The 14,900-nt window shown below is 57.0% G+C and carries 8 protein-coding genes and 3 pseudogenes; 7 read left to right on the top strand and 4 right to left on the bottom strand.

From position 1 onward, the window contains the following. The first annotated feature begins 2 nt into the window (after positions 1–2). Together bcsZ and bcsC are read left to right on the top strand one after the other, a co-directional pair. Positions 3–1,115 carry a cellulose synthase complex periplasmic endoglucanase BcsZ gene (gene bcsZ / locus QMX96_RS08145; protein ID WP_282361556.1) on the top strand — a complete coding sequence of 371 codons (1,113 nt, stop codon included), beginning with the start codon at positions 3–5 and terminating at the stop codon, positions 1,113–1,115. Continuing rightward, a complete protein-coding gene (bcsC, locus tag QMX96_RS08140; protein WP_282361555.1) occupies positions 1,103–4,624 on the top strand; it encodes a cellulose synthase complex outer membrane protein BcsC in 3,522 nt (1,173 codons plus the stop codon). Before bcsZ ends, bcsC begins: the two co-directional genes overlap by 13 nt. A gap of 281 nt (positions 4,625–4,905) precedes the next feature. On the opposite strand, the pseudogene QMX96_RS08135 reads toward bcsC, so the two are convergent. Continuing rightward, a pseudogene (locus tag QMX96_RS08135) lies at positions 4,906–5,068 on the bottom strand (IS5/IS1182 family transposase); the annotation flags it as partial. Between the two features lie 740 nt (positions 5,069–5,808). Between QMX96_RS08135 and QMX96_RS08130 the strand changes: the two are divergent. From QMX96_RS08130 to QMX96_RS08115, 4 genes and pseudogenes are all read left to right on the top strand, one after another. Continuing rightward, positions 5,809–6,171, top strand: a complete 363-nt coding sequence (locus QMX96_RS08130) for a hypothetical protein (RefSeq protein WP_282361553.1) — start codon at positions 5,809–5,811, stop codon at positions 6,169–6,171. Positions 6,172–6,521: 350 nt separating this feature from the next. Beyond that, positions 6,522–6,828, top strand: a pseudogene (locus tag QMX96_RS08125) (IS5/IS1182 family transposase); the annotation flags it as partial. A 113-nt stretch (positions 6,829–6,941) separates the two neighbouring features. Beyond that, positions 6,942–7,668: pseudogene (locus QMX96_RS08120) on the top strand (transposase); the annotation flags it as partial. A 306-nt stretch (positions 7,669–7,974) separates the two neighbouring features. Further along, positions 7,975–9,168 (top strand): O-antigen ligase family protein, encoded by a 1,194-nt coding sequence (locus tag QMX96_RS08115; protein WP_282361552.1) that lies wholly within the window; start codon positions 7,975–7,977, stop codon positions 9,166–9,168. Here QMX96_RS08115 and QMX96_RS08110 read toward each other — a convergent pair. The 3 genes from QMX96_RS08110 to QMX96_RS08100 all read right to left on the bottom strand — a co-directional run bounded on the left by QMX96_RS08110 (position 9,165) and on the right by QMX96_RS08100 (position 12,761). Further along, positions 9,165–10,055: a glycosyltransferase gene (locus tag QMX96_RS08110; RefSeq protein ID WP_282361551.1), complete on the bottom strand. Its 891-nt coding sequence runs from the start codon at positions 10,053–10,055 to the stop codon at positions 9,165–9,167. The genes QMX96_RS08115 and QMX96_RS08110 overlap by 4 nt on opposite strands. A gap of 527 nt (positions 10,056–10,582) precedes the next feature. Continuing rightward, positions 10,583–11,548, bottom strand: a complete 966-nt coding sequence (locus QMX96_RS08105; RefSeq protein ID WP_282361550.1) for a GDP-mannose 4,6-dehydratase — start codon at positions 11,546–11,548, stop codon at positions 10,583–10,585. Between the two features lie 13 nt (positions 11,549–11,561). Further along, positions 11,562–12,761 carry a glycosyltransferase family 1 protein gene (locus tag QMX96_RS08100; RefSeq protein WP_282361548.1) on the bottom strand — a complete coding sequence of 400 codons (1,200 nt, stop codon included), beginning with the start codon at positions 12,759–12,761 and terminating at the stop codon, positions 11,562–11,564. 207 nt (positions 12,762–12,968) lie between these two features. On the opposite strand from QMX96_RS08100, the gene QMX96_RS08095 reads away from it, so the two are divergent. Further along, positions 12,969–14,387 (top strand): mannose-1-phosphate guanylyltransferase/mannose-6-phosphate isomerase, encoded by a 1,419-nt coding sequence (locus tag QMX96_RS08095; RefSeq protein WP_282361547.1) that lies wholly within the window; start codon positions 12,969–12,971, stop codon positions 14,385–14,387. Positions 14,388–14,900 lie beyond the last annotated feature (513 nt).

The following is a 14,900-nucleotide window of genomic DNA, read 5'->3' as shown; positions in this document are numbered from 1 at the left end:
CCATGCGTCGGCTGTTGATCTCGCTGCTGGTGTTATGTCTGCCTGTTGCCGCGACGGCATCGACGGCGTGCACCTGGCCGGCCTGGGAGCGGTTCAAGACCGACCTCCTGAGCGACGATGGGCGGGTGCTCGATCGCAGCGACGCGCGGCTGATCTCCACCTCGGAAGGGCAGAGCTATGCACTGTTCTTCGCCCTGGTCGGCAATGACCGAGCAACGTTCGCCAAGGTGTTGCACTGGACGGCCGACAACCTCGCCGATGGCGACCTGGCTGGACACCTCCCCGCTTGGTTGTGGGGCCGTGACCCTGCTGGCAAGTGGCAGGTGCTCGACCGCAACAATGCCAGCGATGCCGACTTGTGGATCGCCTACAGCCTGCTCGAGGCCGGGCGCTTGTGGCAAGAGCCGGCCTACGCCGAACTGGGGCAACGGCTGCTTTGGCGCATCGCCGCGCAGACCGTGCGCAAGCTGCCGGGCCTAGGGCTGATGCTGTTGCCCGGCGACTATGGCTTCGACGATCAGCACGGCTGGCGGTTGAACCCAAGCTACCTGCCACCGCAGTTGTTCGACCGGTTTGCCCTGGTCGATCCGGTATGGGAAGAGATGGCCCGCAATGTCCGGCAGCTCTGGTTGCAGGCCTCGCCCAATGGGCTGGCGCCGGACTGGCTGCTGTGGACGCCGGCCGCAGGCATCGCGCCCGACCCGCAACACGCTACCCGGGGCAGCTACGATGCCATCCGGGTCTACCTGTGGCTGGGAATGCTGGCCGAAGGGAGCGCGCGGCGTGACGCCCTGCTGCGCCATTTTGCGCCGATGCTGGCACTGACCCTGCGCGAGGGCATGCCGCCGGAAAGCCTCGATACCGCCACCGGCAAGGCAAGCGGCCAGGGCCCTGTCGGGTTCTCGGCGGCATTGCTGCCGCTGCTGGCCACCACCGTCGATACCCGTGCCGCGCTCAATGCTCAGCGTGCACGGCTGCGTGCCCAGCCTGCCGAGCCGCAGGCCTATTACAACTCGGTTCTGGCGATGTATGGCCAAGGCTGGGGCGAAGGGCGCTATCGCTTCGATAAAAACGGCCGTATGCAGCCCGCCTGGAGTGCGCCATGTTCCGAATGATCGGCGTACTGACGCTGACGATGATGTCTTGCGCGGTAGCCGCGCAACCCACCGACCGTGAAGAACAGCGCCAATGGCTGCTGGAACAGATGCGCATCGGTGAGGCGCTGCACCGGGATGATCTGGTGCATAACGCCCTGGCTCGCTTGAACCTGCTCGAATCGCGCAATCCCGATGCGCTCCTGGCCGCACTGAACCTGGCCCTGCGTGAGCGCGATCCTGCGCAAGCCAAGCAACTGGCGCAGCGGCTCGACGACGCTGCGCCAGGCAGCCGCCAGGCATTGCAGGCGCAGAGCCTGATACGGCTGCAGCAGCCTGAGCAGTCCCAACGCCTGCAGCAGGCGCGCCTGATGGCAGTGACCGGGCGTTACGAGGAAGCCGTGGCGGCCTATGACCAGCTGTTCGCTGGTAATCCGCCCAGCCTCGACCTGGCCTTGGACTACTGGCGCGTGCGTGGCAACTTGGCCGGACAGCGAGGGCCGGCGATCCAGCAACTGCAGGAGCTCGACCGTTTGTACCCTGGCTACGCCGGGTTGCGCCAGACCTTGGCCAACTGGCTGTTCAGCGAAGATCGCGACAGCGAGGCACTTGCGGTACTCGAACAGTTGTCTCGCGACCCGACTGCGCGCGATGCCGCCGCCCAGCGCGAGTTCGACTATCTGGCCGAGCAGCCTGTCAGTGCCAGCAGTGTCGCCGCCTGGCAAGGCTTCAGCCAACGCTACCCGGCTTCGCCGCTGTTGCCCCTGGCCAACGAGAAGCTACAGCAACAGCGAACCTTGGTGACAGACCCCGCCTGGCAGGCCGGCCAGCGAGGCAAGGCATTGCTCGATCAGCAGCGTAACGAGCCGGCTCAGGCCTTGCTGCGCCAGGCATTGCGACGTTACCCGCAGGATCCCAGCCTGCATGGCGCGCTCGGTGTAGCGTTGATGCGCGAGCGCCGCTATGCCGAGGCGAATGCGTCGTTGCGCCTGGCGGCGACTCTCGAGCAGGACACCAGCTTGATCAGCAAGTGGAAAGACCTGGAAGTATCCAGCCAGTATTGGGGGTTGTTGCAAAGGGCCGATGTCGCCCTGGAAAAGCAGGACCTGCCGTCAGCCCGCACACTCTATCAGCAGGCACGGCGGCAACGTCCCGACGAAGCCTTCGCCTTGCTTGGTCTGGCCGACGTCTCATTGGCCGAGGGCGACCTCGCTGCGGCCGAGCGGCAGTACCTGCAAGTGCGGCGGATGGAGCCGGACAACGGCAGCGCGGTGCGCGGTTTGATGCGGATCTACCAGGCGCAGTCGCCAGACAAGGCCGAAGCCTACCTGAACAGCCTGCCTGCCGGTCAGCAGGCAGAGTTCGCCAGCCTGCGCCGAAGCTTGCAGTTGGATCGGCTGCGGCAGCAGGCCGACGCCGCGCTGCAGCGCAAGGACTGGTTCGGCGCCAGCGTGGCGTTGCAGCAGGCCAGCGACCTCGCCCCCGATGAGCCATGGCTGGTCTACCAGCTGGCCAGCAGCCTGCGCCAGCAGGGCCGCGATGCCGAGGCCGATGCCGCGTTCGCTCGCATGTTGCAACGACAACCGGCCGACCCGGCCACGCGCTATGCCCATGGCTTGTACCTTGAGTCCAGCGACCGTGATGCCCAGGTCGGCGCGACGCTGGGCGCTGTTCCAGCAAACGCCTGGACCGAAGACATGCGCAACCTCGATCAGCGTGTACGGCGCCGGACCACGTTGGCTGAGGCCCAGCGTTTGCAGGATCAGGGCCGGACTGCTGAAGCGACGGCCCTGCTCGAGGCTGGCCTGGCCAAGGGCACGGGTGACCCCGACGACCTGTTGCTGATGGCGGATTGGGCGGCCAAGCAGGGCGATCTCACCAAGGCCCTGGGTTACTACCAGCGCGTGCTAAAGGCGCAACCGCAACGCCCCGAGGCCCGCCTTGGCGTGATGGAAAGCTGGGTCGCCCAAGGCGACCTGGCGCGTGTGCGCCAGGACCTGGCGGCGCACCCGCTACAGTTGACCGACCAGCAAGGCGACGCCCAGCAACGCCTGGCGGCCGTCTGGGTGGCCTTGGGTGAGCGAGAAAAAGCAGCCAGGCTGCTGGAGCATGTGGCCGCGCATCAGCCGCAGCCCGACCCGTTGCTGCGCCGCGATGCCGCCCGCCTGGTGGCGGCCGATGATCCGCAACGGGCCCTGGATTTGTACGCCGCTGCAATGGCCGATGCACAGTTGCTTAGCCGCTCGGCGGTTACGCCCCGCGACGATCGTGCAATGACCCTGGCCAGCCGAGCAAAGGATGAAGACGACTGGCTGGTGCGCAGCTTGCGCGCTGATGTCGATGAGCTGTACCAGCAACGTAACACCAGCGTGACCCTGCAGCATGACTATGGTTGGCGCAAGAGCGACGGCACGCCGGGGATTTCCAGGCTGAGCAGCCAGACGACGCTGCTGCACGTCGATACGCCCTGGGAGGACGGTCGGGCCTTTGCACGGGTGGAGCGCATCGGTCTGGATGCCGGTTCCTTCGACCTGGATGAAAACGGCCAGAACACTGAAGATTTCGGTACCTGCCAGTTTGTCGGTGTGACCCGCAGTGGTGCGCCTTTGCCGACCTGTTCCAGCGGTTCGCAAAAGGCCAATGGTGGGGTGCTGGCGGTCGGCTGGCAGAACAGTCGATGGGGCTACGACCTGGGCACGACCCAGGGCTACGAGGTCAACAACTGGCTGGGAGGGGCGTTCGTCAACGGTGACCTGGGGCAGGTAGGCTGGTCGTTGGCGGCCTCGCGCCGGCCAATGAGCAACTCGCTGCTGTCCTTTGCCGGCGCGCGCGACCCCGCCACGGGCATACGCTGGGGCGGGGTGACGGCCAACGGTGCCACGCTTGGCCTGAGCTGGGACCAGGGCGGCGACCATGGCGTCTGGGCCAGCCTCGGGCACCACTGGCTGTACGGCGAGAACGTCGCCGACAACCAGCGCACGCGTGCCATGACCGGTTACTACTACCGTCTGGTGGAGAAAGCGGACGAGCGCATGCGCGTCGGCCTGACCTTGATGCACTGGCGCTACGACAAGGACCTGGGCAACTACAGCCTCGGCCAGGGTGGTTACTACAGCCCGCAGCGCTATGATTCGATCGGCGTGCCGGTCAGTTATGCCTGGCGCAACTACGACTGGTCGTTCCTGCTCGAGGGCGCGGTCAGTTGGTCACGGGCGCAAAGCGACAGCAGCCGCGTCTACCCCAACCAGCATCTGAACCAGAAGCTGCTGGACCGCTACGACATCATCGAGTCGAACGTCGACGCGATGACCGACGCCAGCACCAGTAATGGCCTGGGTTATCGCTTGCATGGCCTGTTCGAGCGGCGGTTGAGCGACAAGTGGGCGCTGGGCGGTGGTTTCGACTGGCAGCACAGCGATGACTATGCCCCCAGCCATGCCATGCTCTACCTGCGCTATCTGTTCGAACCCTGGCGGGGGGGCCTGGCATTGCCGGTTGTAGCGCTCGAACCGACTAGCGAGTGGAGGTAAGGGGAGGAACGACTCGCAGAATACCCACGGCTTCCTTCGTTGATGTCGTAGCGATGAGATGAAAACTACTACGAAATGCTGTAAACCGCACGCCACTTTAGCTGCGAACGATTTTTTAATGACAATGTCAAATACGCATGCGCGGGATTTAATTGTGGGGAGACCCTCACAAACGCAAGCTCTCAACCACGGATTTGACCTTTTTTGGGGAGACACTAGATGCCAATTTAACGCGGAGGAATAGCGTGGTCTGCTGAACTCCTAGAGTGGTGTAGACAAAATCATGTCGTGAGCAGGCGCGTGAGGAAGCGTGCCTCGGTCAGCCATACCCACGCTTCGGTCACGTTGAACGCCGGTTGTGATGCATGAATTGTCGCCGTGCCTTGTCATCCACCCATGAGTCAATCCCACCATCCAGCGTTTGGACATTTCCACGAAGCTGGTCGGCCAGGTGCACTGGAAAGATTTGATTACTCAGATCGGACCGCACTACCCGATAGCTAAGGATGAATGCCCGGCGTATCCGTTGATGGCGTGCATCACATCCAGGAAAATCCTACCGTTACCATTTGAAAAATCAATAGATTACCTTGCAAGACCAAGTCAAGAGATTTTATTGATAATCACAGCGATAATGTAGTGAAAATGACTTTCGTGCACTACTTATGCTGCGGGCGATGTTTACGTGCCTGCGCATTCTACTAGCCCAGAAGAAGCTCTTAGTACTATGAGAGTAGCCGGCTTGCGAATATGTGACGGCGGGAACTGCGTCTCTGTTACCATGTGCTGAATAATAAAAAGAGATGTGGTGTAATGAAAAGATCGACCATATAAATTGCTCTTGCCTACATGTCCGTGGTTATCGGCGGAGGTTTCGCCTCCGGGCAGAGGTAATGCAATTTTTCACCGGCTATGGGTTAATAGGGTATCCTACTCACCCAGGTCAGCGGAGTGCTGTTCGTCTTCCTCGGCTGCAGATCGCCCGGATGAATTCGCAGATGCAAGCGAATTCGCACAAGGAAGTCCTTTGCTGCCTGTTCGGTGCTCAAGATTAGTCGTCGACTTTGTGTTGTCGTTCTTCCTATACGCCGTTGGAGTGGTGATATTGGCCCGTTAGTGGTTCGAGCTTTTCTCAACAGTACGAGCTACCGATGCGGTTGGGTAGTGCATTAATGACAGTCCTGATGATCGCCACGCTGTGCATGGACGTTAAGCGCATCCTCAATTTGATCAGCGCGGTTATGCCTATCCTGTTAGCCATGGTTATGCTCATCACCACCTATTCGATATTCAACTATAACATCACGATCGAGAACCTCGACACAGTTGCCCGCGCGAACAGCGAGACGGTCACTGGTAACCGGTTTGTTGGCGCCTTGCTGTACGCATCGGTCGACATCGCGGTAGGTTACCCCATTCTGGCAGTGATCGGCCGCCTGAGCAAGCAACCCAGAGCCGCAGCACCTGGCGGGGGCGGTGGTGTGGATCTGGGCGCGCTGAATCTGCCGTTAGATGTCGGTTTGTTCGCGAACATCAATCATTTGTAGGGCATCAAAATTTATCCCTAGCACTAGCAGCGCACATCTCACCAATACTATCGGCGGCGATGACCATAGCGCGGGTTTGCATGGTTTAAGGTATCGCAGTTTGGGATGTTCTTTGCCTTCATCGCAAGCTTTGCCAAGCCTTAACCTCGACGCTTCAAGTTCATAAGCGCAGTAATTGTATGCGTAGGTTTTGGCTTGAGTCTGGGTGGTTTCAGCAAGTTGATGGGCACCGTTTACCCCCTGTTGGGCTACGTCGGTTTCGTACTTATGCCAGCCATCGCCTTCAGTTGGGTGCGCGACCGTTCCACTGCGAGTGCGCGCAACACAGCGCTAACCGCTTCGATTTGAAGGTCGAAAAGCATCCTAAGTACATAAGTCAGGCAATCACTTGGCAGATCGCGGCTCGACCAGCATCGACAAGCAACCGGCAAGCGCAGTGCCTTATCCAAAGCGCTGCGTATGGTCGTGAAGGTCAAGGCCCAGATTTGTGCCAAGGAGACCATCCATTTCGTGTGATCAAGCCGCATTTTGGCTACACGAAGGTGCGCTTGCGAGATTGGCCAAGAATGCTGCGCAGGTCGTGACGCTGTTTGCCTGTCGAATATGTGGTTGGCCCGCCGGCATTTGCTGCCCAGCGCAGGAGAGGTGCGTATCTAACAAACAAGAAATGACTGCTGTGATGCGCTGGCGGTAACGAAAAGATAGAGAGGCGCGGCTGATCTGAGTAATTTGGGACAGTCGGATGCCTTTGAAGCTGGCAGCCGCTGAAGTGGGTGCGGGCCACCGGATTCACCAGTCGTGTGTTCGACTACACTTCCAGTCGTGCGCAGGACGTGCAGCAGCGCCTGCTGGAAGGTTATCGCGGTTATTTCATCACTGATGACTACGCCGGTTACAGCGCGTTGGCGTTACGCCCGGTGTCGAGCGGTTGGCGTTCATGATTCATGCACGCCCAGGTTTGTCGAAACGCAAAAGGGGCAGCCCAAAGGCAAGGCGGGACGTGCCGATGTAGCGCTGACGATAATAAACAGGCTGTAAGGAAACGAGCGTGAACTGCAAGATGTCAGCGATGACCTGTGGTTCATCGGCCGCCTGGCAAGCAGCCTGCCGATCCTCGGCCAGTTGAAAAGCTGGTTTGACAAAAAGCAATCCTACAACACACCCCAAAGCGTGCTGGGTAAAGGCGGTGCTTCATCTACCGAGCAATTGGAGCAGCTTGAAGCAGTAGGTCGGAGCAGCCATTTGCCGATCGACATTAAGCTTGCAGAGCGCGATAAAGCCGCCTGTGATCGGGTGCAAGGCGTGGCTGTTCAGTGACACGCCCAAGGTTGCGCCTGTCAGTGCGCCGATCTGCAGCTTGGTCGAGACGTGGAAGCGAATGTCCACGAACCCTGTGCGTGGCTGCGCCACGTACTGCAGCGGTAGCCGCACGCCTCGTCGATAGAAGGTGACAAAACACTGCTGCCGTGGAACTGCTCACCGGAGATGCCACGGTAAACGGAAACCCATCTAGCGATAGGTAGTGGGATGGAGCGCACTCCTGCGAACAAGCATTATCGACGGGTGTGCTGCAATTGCAGGCGTACCAACCTCGGACCAATTCACCACGCTCATGGACGTCCCGAAGCCAACCGTACAAATATTTTCGCATAATTTGGTTCTTGCGCTGGGATTCCCTAACGGTAGTAGCCTTTGCTGTAGTACCCTCGATCAGCAATGTAGGTTCCGTTTCGCCGGTCGACGACTTCTAAAGTACAGTCGCAGGGCATGCGTTTCATCTTTTAATTTTGCGTGAGGCGTTAGATGTCAGATAATATTTTTACAATGCTGCCGACGCAGCGCTTGGGCGTCACGGTTAGCACCTATGTGCTGCCCCTAGGTTGGCTTATTATTCTTACAGGGATGTTCTGGGCTTGGGATCGAAATCTTTATCACAGGCTTTTCTATCTGTTTCTTGCCGCGCCCACGCTGCTGGCCATAACTTTTCAGCCGCGTATATTTAGAGGGTTAGTTGTCAATCCCATATTTATCGCCTTTATAGTTTTCAGTGGTTACACCGTATTGAGTATTATTTGGTCTGATACGGAGAGCTCCGCAGGAAGCCTGACTAAACGTCCGCTGTACATTGCCATGTTATTGTTATCGGCGGGCATCATCACGCTGCAGTCACCTTCGCAGCTTCAACGGTGCGTGCGTTTAGCGGCCGTTTTAGCTGCTGTGACAGCAGTATGTTCATTTAGTTACTTCATTCTTTCCAAAGGAGACAGCGGCGAGCGCCTAATCGGCTATGGAGCGCTTTATAACCCGTTGCTCACTGGGCATGTTTTTGGTGCGTTTGCATCGATCTGGTTGGCATCATGGTTTCAGGCGCGTACCGTCTTAAATCCATTGTCGCTGATCTGTTTAACTGCATTATGTGCAGCGATTCTTGCTACTGGTTCAAGAACGCCGTTGATAGGGCTTACTGCCGCTTTGGGGTGGCTTTTACTCGTAGGCGACCGTCGACGAGGGCTTCTTGCCATCACGGTGCTCGGTGTAGTTTTGATTAGTATCATCTTGCTTTACCCTGAAGCCATCACGCAGCGAGGTGTTTCTTATCGGCCTGCTATTTGGATGGAGGCGCTACGTCAGATCAGTGAAAGCCCGTGGTTGGGGCATGGCTACGATTCGCCGATGACTGTCATTATCCCTGGTATGAATCAAACTTTTGCCGACCCGCACAATATTGAGTTGGGGGTCTTGTATGCTGGTGGCATCGTGGGGTTGGCATTGTGGATGGTGCTTTATGGTCTTGCCGCATACTTTTGTTGGAGTCACCGCAAGCATCACGGTGTAACGCTAGCGGCAACGTGGTTAGTATTTGGTTTTGCATCGGGCCTCACTGAAGGCAGTGCCTTCATGTCGCGGCCGAAAGAGCACTGGTTTCTGATCTGGCTGCCGATGGCTTTGGTCTATGCTCAATCGCTGATACATTGGAGGCGAAAACCGCTGCCTTAAGGGCAGATTAAGCGGAATACACCCCGCAAGGTTTTTTTATTCCAATACTTAGCAGGGATCTCCGCCAGAATTTCCCTGGCAAGTTTTTTGTCACGATTGGCGTACTTCAAAAACATCGAGTTTCGGAAGCTCATGCATACCTGCTCGTACTGGGGGTGGTCACGGAACACTGCATAGGTCATCAAAACGTTATTCATCATGAAGCGGCCGTTCTTAAACGTGTTGTTCGGGTGGTCACGATATTGTGCCAATACTTCGCCGAGTACGTCGATGAAGTAGCCCGCCCTCGCAATCGCAAGTTCTATATAGACGTCTTCCAGTCGAATTTGAGGATTGAAACCACCAACTTTCTCCAATGCTTCTCTGCGCAGCATCAAAGTCGCTGCCATTGGGCCGGGCTTACGGTCCAGGAACATATCGTCGAAGTCGAGGCGACGGAAAGGAAGATTACGGTTGCGTTGTTCGCGCGCGCCCATGATACGACCATCTTGGTCGATAGTTTCGATATTGGCTGAGCAGATCCCCACATCGGGTTTGTCCTTCATGTATGCCACCTGGGTAGCGATACGGTGAGGCAACATGATGTCGTCGGACCCGAAAGGAACGATTAGGTTTCCCCGGGCCCGCGCTATCGCATCGTTGAGGGTGCGTGCGAGGCCGTGGTTAGCCTGGAGTCGCAGGTCGAAGCCGTGCTGTGCCTGAAGCCTTTTCAGTAAAGCAGGGCTGTCATCTGTCGAGCCGTCGTCGATGACCAGCAGTTCGATATTTTTGTAAGTTTGCATGAGAACGCTGTTGATGCTTTCTTCGACGTAGCGCGCGTGGTTATAAGACGCGATGATCACCGTTACCAATGGTGTCTCAGAGACGTTGTGACTCGGAGTGTGCATGAAAAGCTCCTAGCAAATTTGGCATCGTTCAGGTGTGCAACGTACCGGCCTTTTTCTTTATCTGTGTAGCCGAATTACTGGTGGCGCGTATTGGTCGAAAGATCGCTGCCAGAACAGCGTCAGCCGAACTGAAAACTCAGCGCCATGCGATCATTATTAATAAGGCGCGCCAGAATCGTAAACGATTTAGCATCCTTGGTGAGCCTGCGGATACCGATATCTTGATCCCGTCCGCAACCGGTCGTGCTGCGCGGGAGGTGTTAACATGTGAGCACCTTCAGGCAGAACTAGACTTAGCGGTAGGGGGTGGCTGAATCTTGCTCGAATGGGTCTCCCTTCCAGGCTTGGCACAGTGTGGCTCGGCCTCCTTGATTAGCCTGTGCTTGACGGGTGCCAATGGCCGGTCATCAGGAATGTTTCCAGCATTTCCACGCCGCTTAGACCACGGGTGCCTGCCCAGAATCTGAGCAGGGACAGAGAAATGCCGTTTTGACAGCGAGGGAGTACGCAGGCAGTGGTCAGGAATCTCAGCTGATTATTGCTTCATGACAGATTTTTTTTCGCCAGTAATCCAATAGCTCGCTCAATGTTTTTTCGATGGGTACTGCGGGTTGCCAATTAGTTGCTTTGCGCAGTGCGTCACTGTTCCCTGCGGCGACGGGAATATCGGAAGGTCGCAGGCGGGCAGGATCGAGCTGAACGTCGATCTGGACGATGCTTTGTGCCAACAGGGCATCGAGCATTTCGCCGATCCGGCGTGAATGGCCGCTGGCAATATTCAGACAACGGGGGTATTCGGTATTTCCGGTTAAGTCAAGCAGAGCTAAGTATGCTGAGCACACATCTTGCACATCTAAGAAGTCACGGCGAGCATCGAGGTTGCCGACCTTGAGAATGGGCGCTTGTTTGTCTGCTTCGATCAGGGCGATCTGTCGGGCGAATGAGGCAGTGACGAAATCATGAGACTGATGCGCGCCAATGTGGTTGAAAGGCCTGGCGATCACCCCATCCAGCCCTTGGCGGAAGTATTCTCGAAAAGCACTTTCTGCTGCTACTTTGCTCGCTGCGTACGGATTGAGCGGCAGACATTGTGTGTCTTCGTTCACTGGCTCGCCTAGCTGAAATGCTCCGCCGTAGACCTCGGAAGAACTGGAAAACAAGACGAATGCGTTGGGGGCATGCGTGCGGATAGCTTCCAGCAAATTCAGACTGCCCATGACATTAGTTTGCCAAGTTTGTAGCGGTTGGATGAAGCTAGTGGGTACATGCGAAACAGCCGCTAGGTGTACCACATGGGTCGGGGCAGTCTCTCGCACTACAGCGGCTAGAGAGTGAGCATCGTTGATGTCGCAGACGACCTGAACATCGGCGGTGCTTTGGTCGGCGATGTTGGTACCGCTCACCGCCGTCACATGAAACCCGTGCCGCTGAAGCCGGGGGGTGAGGATTTTGCCAACGAAACCGTTGGCTCCTGTCAAAAGCAGGCGTGGCATCGGGTTGTACTCCTTAAACGAGCGACACGCAATCTGGGCTGACCGTGCGGTAAATCGCCATAGTTTCCCGCGCGCAACGCTGCCAAGAAAATTCGCCAGCCCTGGCCAAGCCGCGGTTTGCCAGAGCGTAGCGCTCATCAGGTGATTCGAGCAAATATTGCAACTCGTTGCTCAAGTGCTCGATATCGCCCTTATCTACGCGCCAAACTCCATTGCCAGCGAATTCTGCCATTGAGGTGTCGGAGGTGCAGATCACAGGTGCGTTGCTTTTCATAGCCTCTAGCACGGGTAAGCCGAAGCCCTCGTAAAGCGAAGGATAAACGAATACGCCAGCCCCGGCATACAGTGCTGGCAACTCACTGGCGGGCACAAACGACAGGTGGCGAAGACCATGATTGGCCGCCAAGGTAGCTATACGGGCCTTTAGCGTCTCGTTTTGCCAGCCGGGCGCCCCGGCGAGTACCAAGGGATAATTTTGCCTGAGGGTTTCTGGTAGGCGGTACCACGCCTCAATCAGAACGTCAACGCCCTTTCGAGGCTCCAGGGTTCCTACGAATAGCACATATTGCCCGTGATGTAAGTCGTAGTGGGCCAAGGTTGCGTTGGTCTGATTAGTGCTGTGTGGGCGAAAGGTGTCGCTAGCGCCGAGGTATACAGTGCTTACCCTGTCAGCAGCCACCCCGAAATCGCTAATCAGTTCATCTCGTACCACATCCGAATCGGTGATCAGAAAGTCGGCCCGTGCAAGTGTCTTCGGTAATTGTGTGGTCAGCCACTCGACGCGCTTACGGGGGTGAAATTGAGGGTAATGAAGAAATGAGAGATCATGGATGGTCGCGACACTCGGGCCTGAGTGAGCTTTAAGGATAAAATTCGGCTCATGGTAGACAAATGAACGGAATCGGCGCGCCTGCATCCTCAATTGGGTATTTCGCCATAGCTCACGAGCTCTATAGGCAAAGGCGAAGTCCCGCAGCAATGTACGTACGTTGCGAGCTTGGGTGGCTTGTTGGTTTGAGGTATTCAGGTTGTAGTCGATACTGGCAGCCATGCATTCGGTGAGGCTCTGTTGCGCTGCATTGAAATGGGAGCCGTGGAAGCACTGAATCGTTTCAATGTTTTGCTTCAGTAACTGCTCGATCAGGTGGTACGTGTAATTGCCAATTCCTGTCAACGGCGGCACCAGCGATTCGGTATTGAGAAGAAGTTTCATTGGAGGATGTTGCCTAGAGGAACGATGGGCTCAGTCTATCAGGTCGAGCGTTGAAAAAATGTTCCAGATGGGGTGGCGGCTCGAGGGGTATGAATGATGGCTTCCGACGGCTTCTGGAGCATGACCCAGATTACTGTTGCGCCCTAGACACCTTGTCTCTGATAATCCGTGCTCTGCGAGGTTTACCTATTGAACGGAGCTTTCTTGATGTTCACCCCTGTCATTCTGGCTGGCGGTAATGGATCCCGCCTATGGCCGCTATCGCGTCAGAGCATGCCCAAGCAGTTCTTGGAGCTAGACGGTCAAGGCAAGGGAACTATGTTCCAGCGTACGCTGGCACGTTTGAACGGGCTTGATCATTCGACACCCATCATCGTCAGCAATGAAAACCATCGTTTTGTCGTCGCCGAGCAGCTGCGTGCCATGGGCAGCAGCAGCTCTAGAATCATCTTGGAGCCACTGGCGCGCAACACTGCTCCGGCAATTGCCTTGGCCGCCCTGGAGGCTATAGCCGGTGGCGGTGATCCGGTGCTGCTGGTGCTTCCAGCGGATCATCATATCCCAGATGAAGCCATCTTGCATGATGCCATTCGGCTGGCCGAGATGCATGCCGAGGCGGGGCGCTTGGTGACGTTCGGCGTTACGCCAACCCACCCTGAAACCGGTTTCGGCTATATCCAATGTGGGGATGCATGGAAGGAAGGCGGGTCTGCCATTGCTGCATTCAAGGAGAAACCCTCGCCTGAGGTCGCCGCGCAATACGTAGCCGAAGGGAATTATCTGTGGAATAGCGGTATGTTCATGTTCCGCGCCTCTGTGTTTCTCTCCGAGCTGGAAAAGTACCGGCCGCGGATGGTTGCCGCCTGCCAAATTGCTTATCAGCATGGTGTGGCTGACAGCTATTTCCTGCATGTTCAGGCCGAACATTTCGCTCTTTGCGAAGATGACTCTGTGGACTATGCGGTAATGGAGTACACCGATGCTGGTGTGGTTGTTCAGCTTGACGCTGGCTGGAATGATTTGGGCAGTTGGGCTGCCATTTGGGATGTCGGGCCTCACGATGGCGAGCGCAATCGTATTGAAGGCGATGTGATCGTCATGAACACGCGTAACTCGCTGGTACAATCCAACCACCGACTGGTCAGTCTCGTGGGGCTGGACGACGTTATCGTCATCGAGACCAAGGACGCGGTGCTAATCGCCAATCGTCATGCTACTCAGCAGGTCAAAGAGATCGTTAAGCAGCTGCAGGCACAGAAACGGGTCGAGTTCGACAGCCATCCTCTCGTGAGTCGTCCATGGGGTTATTATGATACGGTGGATCATGGTGACCGTTATCAGGTTAAGCGAATCCTGGTTGAGCCGGGTGAATGCCTGTCGTTGCAACTGCATTATCACCGGGCCGAGCACTGGATCGTGGTATCCGGTACGGCTCTGGTGGTGTGTGGTGACAAGGAGCTGATCCTTTCGGAAAACCAATCCACTTACATTCCTCTAGGTGTCAAGCATTCGCTTTCTAACCCGGGCAAGGTGCCGCTGGAGTTGATCGAGGTGCAATCGGGTTCATATTTAGGAGAAGATGATATCGTGCGATTCGAAGATCGGTATGGGCGTCTGACTAAATAATCTCGTGTCTGTCACGTATAGTCCTAACGCCCAGGCGGCGCGAAGAGTGATTAGTTTCCCATGCTTTTCACTCCTCGCGCCCGCCGGAAGACTTTAGAGGGAGATCGATGCCGAAATTGGTAAACTCTCCTGGGCTCAGGTGCGGAGTTTTTGGCGGCGCATATCAATCAGGGTGGGGTTGACAGCGGCGCCCCATATTTCCATGCGTTCGCCCATTAGCGCAGTCGTGACCATGCTTCCCCATACGCTTGGTATGCTCCGGGAGCAAATACGAAGCAATATTAATGCAAGCAACTTTACTGGCTACAATGTTTGCGAGGCTGATGCTCGGTTCGATATGACATTTAATGAGCGTTCGATACCTCAATGTGCTGTTTGCATATCGACAGCCCGAGTTTGCTGTCCAAGCGCTTCTCTGGAGCGGGCTGTATTTCGGGTGGAGGCGCCTCCGCTTATCATAAATAGCCAGCGGCGTCATATGCCTCGCTTGTTTTCCATCTAATACGGTATCCG

It is taken from the genome of Pseudomonas sp. PS01300 (genome assembly GCF_029960155.1).
GTDB lineage: Bacteria > Pseudomonadota > Gammaproteobacteria > Pseudomonadales > Pseudomonadaceae > Aquipseudomonas > Aquipseudomonas palmensis.
This window is presented reverse-complemented; position numbering and strand designations above follow the sequence as displayed.

Excerpts from the sequence above, each read along its gene's own strand:
- bcsZ (WP_282361556.1), top strand. The coding sequence starts at position 3 with ATGCGTCGGCTGTTGATCTCGCTGCTGGTGTTATGTCTGCCTGTTGCC.
- bcsC (WP_282361555.1), top strand. The coding sequence starts at position 1,103 with ATGTTCCGAATGATCGGCGTACTGACGCTGACGATGATGTCTTGCGCG.
- QMX96_RS08130 (WP_282361553.1), top strand. The coding sequence starts at position 5,809 with ATGATCGCCACGCTGTGCATGGACGTTAAGCGCATCCTCAATTTGATC.
- QMX96_RS08115 (WP_282361552.1), top strand. The coding sequence starts at position 7,975 with ATGTCAGATAATATTTTTACAATGCTGCCGACGCAGCGCTTGGGCGTC.
- QMX96_RS08110 (WP_282361551.1), bottom strand. The coding sequence starts at position 10,055 with ATGCACACTCCGAGTCACAACGTCTCTGAGACACCATTGGTAACGGTG.
- QMX96_RS08105 (WP_282361550.1), bottom strand. The coding sequence starts at position 11,548 with ATGCCACGCCTGCTTTTGACAGGAGCCAACGGTTTCGTTGGCAAAATC.
- QMX96_RS08100 (WP_282361548.1), bottom strand. The coding sequence starts at position 12,761 with ATGAAACTTCTTCTCAATACCGAATCGCTGGTGCCGCCGTTGACAGGA.
- QMX96_RS08095 (WP_282361547.1), top strand. The coding sequence starts at position 12,969 with ATGTTCACCCCTGTCATTCTGGCTGGCGGTAATGGATCCCGCCTATGG.